The organism is Actinoplanes sp. NPDC048791 (assembly GCF_040650095.1).
Lineage (GTDB): Bacteria > Actinomycetota > Actinomycetes > Mycobacteriales > Micromonosporaceae > Actinoplanes.
In genome coordinates, this window is record NZ_JBEZGQ010000690.1 from 1 (window position 1) to 4614 (window position 4614).

The 4614-nt window shown below is 73.7% G+C and carries 3 protein-coding genes; all 3 read right to left on the reverse strand.

The features are described from left to right. Nucleotides 1–991, reverse strand: a 991-nt coding sequence (locus AB0C29_RS34600) for a helix-hairpin-helix domain-containing protein (protein WP_360829366.1), incomplete at its 3' end; no start/stop codon positions are given. A gap of 133 nt (nt 992–1124) precedes the next feature. After that, nucleotides 1125–4079, reverse strand: a complete 2955-nt coding sequence (locus tag AB0C29_RS34605; RefSeq protein ID WP_360829369.1) for an Ig-like domain-containing protein — start codon at nt 4077–4079, stop codon at nt 1125–1127. Between the two features lie 214 nt (nt 4080–4293). Next, a partial coding sequence (locus AB0C29_RS34610; RefSeq protein WP_360829372.1) for a LysR substrate-binding domain-containing protein occupies nt 4294–4614 on the reverse strand: 321 nt, incomplete at its 5' end.

Sequence of the window (4614 nt, forward strand, 5' to 3'; positions counted from 1 at the left end):
TGATGGGCTCGACGCCCGGTTCGCGGTCGGCGGCCAGGTCGTCGGCGAGGGCGGTGAAGGCGCGCTGGTCGCCCTCGGCCAGCAGACGGGCCTGCTCCGGCCAGGTCGCCAGGTTGGGCGAGAGGCGCAGCTTGGCGGCCTTGATCGTGGCCCGCAGCGACGCGAGATCGGCGTCGGCGAGGTCGCGGTAGGTGCTGATGCCGGCGGCGGCGAGGGTGGCGGCGATCTTCGGGCCGATGCCCTCGATCCGGGTCAGCTTGTCGGCCGGGCGAGCAGCCCCGGCCGGCACGGCCGGCGTCGGCTCGGCGTCGACCGGCGCGACCGCGACGGGGACGGCCGTTGCGACGACGGGCTCAGGCTCTGCCACGGGCTCGGCCACTGCAACCGGCTCAGGCGCTGCGATCGGCTCGGGCGCTGCCACAGGCTCGGGTGCAGCGATCGGCTCAGGTGCGGCGATGGGCTCCGTCTCAGCGATGGGATCCGTCGCGGTGGGCGCGGCGACGGGCTTCGTCTCCACCGGCTCGATATCCGGCGTGCCGACGGCGATCGGCTCCGCCTCAGGCGTGGGCGCGGTGACCGGCTCCGCGTCCGGCGTGGCGGTGGCGATCGGCTCGACATCCGACGTGCCGGCGGCGGACGGCCCGCCGTCGGCGACGGAATCGGTCTGGGCGACGGGTGCGGCGGTCACGACCGGCTCGGCCGGCTCGACGGTCTCGGTCTCGGCGGTGGGCGCGGCCGTGACGACCGGCTCGACCGGAGCGACAGCCTCGGTCTCCACCCGGCTCTCCACGATGGGCTCAGCAGCTGCCGAATCCACCTCGGCCGGCGCAGCGGCCTCTGGTTCGGTTGTCCCGGCGGGTGCGGCGACGGCAGCCGCCGGGGCGGCCTCCGCGGCTGCGGACCGCCGGGAAACGAGGATCCGGCCCCAGATCAGCCAGCCCGCGAGCAGGCCGACCAGGAGGGCGGCAACGATGGACAGGAGCGATGCCACGGCATGCCTCCGAAGACGAGGGTCGAGATGTAGGCGCGCAGCTTCGCACATCTCGATACCGGTCAGGTCGCGGCGTGCCGTTTTCGTGACCCCGGACGGGTGATTTCCCCACGAGCCGGTCAGGTGCCCGGGGTTAGAGAGCCCGGGGCTTGAGCAGCGTGATCCGGCTCGCCCCGAGCTCGGTCACGTACAGGTTGCCGGTGCTCACGTCCTGCGTCACGTCGAGTGGCTGGCTGAATCCGGTCAGTCCGGTGATGCCGGTCGTGCGGTTGCTCAGCGTGCCGTTCGCCGCCACGTCGAAGGTCTCGATGTCCTGTCCCGCCGAGTAGCGGACCACGAGCAGCTTGCCGTCGAGTGCCCCGCCCCGGTACTCGATCGCGCCGTTCGCCGAGGCGTGCAGGCCCGCGTCGTAGGTTCCGGCGAGGTCGAAGTTCGGGTCCGGCAGGGTGCCGGCCGGGTACGCGCCCACCTGGAACGGATCCGTGCCCGCGGTCGGGTTGCCACCGGCCAGCACCCACTCGCAGCGTTGCGGGTTCGGGTGCCCGTAGTAGCGGCCCGCCTTCACGTCGAACACGTAGTCCGTCTCCGCGGTCGGCACCGACGTCAGCGCCGGCACCGTCGGAGCGGTGTAGCCGCGGCGGGCGCAGGACGCGGGCAGCGGTGCTGGGGTCGCCGGAGTGTTGCCGCCGGCCGCCGAGCCGTTGGTCGGCGCGTACAAGTGGCCGTTGCGGTGCCACACCAGGTCGTACGCGTTCCGCACGCCGGTGGCGTGCAGGGTTACCGGAGCCCCGGCCGCGTAAGGGTTGTAGCTGCCACCGTCCGCGGTCTTCACGTTGATCGGCGTACCGGTGAACGCCGCCGGGTCGAGACGCAGCACGGCCGCGCTGAGCAACTGCTCGGGGCGGTTGCCCCAGGTCGAGTCGGGCGCGCCCATCGCGTTGTTCGCGCCCTGCGACACGTACAGCGCGCCGTCGGGTCCGAAGGCGAGCGAGTTGGTCTCGTGGTCCTTCACCGAGCGGGGCAGGTTCACCACCACCGGCGTGTAGGTGCCCAGGTCGGTGCCGCTGAGCCGGCCGATGCGGCCGGACCAGTCGGGCACGTTCAGCGGGCCGGTGAACTCGTAGTTGTCGGTGACCCAGAGGTTGCCCGCGGGGTCGAAGGCCATGCCGATCACCGTGCGGGCGGGCGCGCCGGGCAGAGCCAGGGCCGCCGCGTTGTCGCGGACGGCGGTGATGATCGTGGCGGTGCCCAGGGTGCCGTCCGCGTTGATCGGGAAGCGGAAGATGCGCCCGTCGAGGGTGCCCGCGTACAGGCGGTTGCCGGGGCCCTCGACCACCGTCGTGAAGGACGCGCCGGTCGCGACGCCGACCACCTTGTCGAAGGCGGCCGGGCCGCCCGGGCCGGTCCCGGCCCCGGTCGTGAAGACGATGGAGTACGGCGTGAAGGCCCGCCCGCTCACGTCCTTCACCCCGGCGGTCAGGCTGAACCGGTATGCGGTGTTCGCCGCGAGCGCCGCGGTCGGGGAGAGGTTGACGACGTCTCCGCCGCCGCTGGTGATGGCGTTGGCCGGCACCGCCACACCGTCGCTGATCCGGGTCAGCGTCACGGTCGCCGAGGTCAGCGTGGCCTGGTCGACGCCACCGTTGGGCAGCACCAGATCCTCGACGACACTGCCGGTCGGCGACACCCCGGTGGCGCCGTTGGCCGGCGTGCTGGTGCGTACGCCGGGGATCGCGCCCGCCCCCGGCACGCTGGTCACGTCCACGTAGTTGAGCTTGGTGTTGGTGCCGCCGGCCGGGCTGAGCGTGAGCCGTCCGTCGGTGACGGTGACCGTCCGGGTCGCGGTGGCGTGCTTGACGGACGCGGTCGCGGTGAACGCGGCGACGGCGTTCTGGTCCTCGATGTTGAGCCAGTGCACGCTGTTCACGGCCGTGCCCGCGTCACCGACCCCGGCCGTCACCGTGTAGGTCCCGTTGGGCACGACGGCCTCCCACGACCCGGGCGTGGTGACCCCGGTCGAGCCGGCCGGCAGCTGGGCGTGGATCAGCGTGGCGAGCCGTACGTCGGGCTGGGCGGCGTCCGGGTTCCGGTTGCGACCGTTGCCGGCCAGGCTCAGTGGCGTCGTGGTGCCCAGCTGCACCCAGCCGTAGCCGCGAGCCGTGGCGAACGCGTCGCCGGAGTCACGCACGTAGCCGGTGGGCGGGGCGGTGGCGGCGTCGGAGAAGTTCACCTTGAGCGCGAACGCCGCCGGGGTCGCGGTGACGGTGGCCGACGGCGGTGACTCGGTGCCGGTGCTGTCCACGGCGGTGACGGTGTAGCCGTACGCGGTGCCGTTGCGGGCGGTGGTGTCCAGCCACGCGGCCCGGGTCAGCAAGGTCGCGCCCGAGATCAGGGTGCCGCCGCGGTAGACCCGGTAGCCGGCCAGATCCGCGGCGGCCGACGCTGTCCAGGCGAGAGCCACCTGGGCGTCGCCCGGCCTGGCGGTGACTCCGGTGGGTGCGGCCGGTGGGCCGACCCGCGCGATCTCCAGGTAGTTGAGCTTGGTGTTGGTGCCGCCGGTCGCGTCGACGGTCAGCCGCCCGTCGCTCACCGGCACGGTCACGGTGGCGGTGCGGAACTCGGCCGCGGTGGTGGAGACGAAGCCGGACACCGCGGTCACACCCTCGACCCGGATCGTGTGCGCGCTGTCGTACGCGGGCTGGTCACCGACCGACACGGTCACCTGATAAGAGCCCGGGGACAGCGCGTACTCCCAGGCGCCGGGGGTCAGCACGCCGCTGGTGCCGCCGACGTCGCCGTACTGGAGGTGGATCAGGGTGTTGAGCCGCGCGTCGATCCCCGTGCGCGCCCGGTCGCGGGTGTTGCGGCTCAGGTCCAGCGGGTCGTGCGTGCCGGCCGCCACCCAGCCCGACCCGCGCGTGGCGTCGAAGCCGAGCCCGGTGTCGGCGGTGTACCCGGCCGGGACCGCCGCGGCGGCCGGCTGGAAATTGACCTTCGCGACCGGGGTGAGGGCCGCGTGCGCGGGTGCCACAAAGGCGAACGGCGCGACGAGTGCTGCCACGGCGACTGTCCACAGACGACGGCGCATGTCGGTCCCCCAGACCGGCCCCCCAGCAGGCCTGGCGGCAGCCTGGCACGGCGGCGGTCCGGCGCCCGCTGTCAGCAATCTGTCTGCGGTGTCCGCGCAGGTGGGAGGCCGGGCCGAATGGTCGCGCTCCGACCGCAGGGCGTGAACGGATAGAGCGCCCGTAAGCGCCGATCATCGAGCGGATCCCCCGCACCCGGTACAGATCGGCGCTGGTTCAGCGGTGGTGGCGGCGGGCGATCGCGTACAGGTCGCGGGCCGGGCCGATCAGCTGCCCCGAGGCCGGCCACACCGCCCGCAACTGCCGCTGCAGCGGCATGGCCGTCGGCACCGCGACCAGCGTGCCCGCCGCCAGCTCCGCGGTGACTGCGAGCGAGCTGAGCACCGCCGCCCCGCTGCCGGCCGCCACCGCGTGCTTGATCGCGGTCGTCGACGACAGCTCGAGCAGAGGGGCCGCCGCGGTCAGCGGGGCCAGGGCCTGTTCGAACGCCCGCCGGGTGCCCGAGCCGGCCTCCCGCGACACCAGCGGGGTCCCGGC

What these genes read in the sequence shown, in the direction of transcription:
- AB0C29_RS34605 (WP_360829369.1), bottom strand. Translation starts at nt 4,079, where the DNA reads ATGCGCCGTCGTCTGTGGACAGTCGCCGTGGCAGCACTCGTCGCGCCG.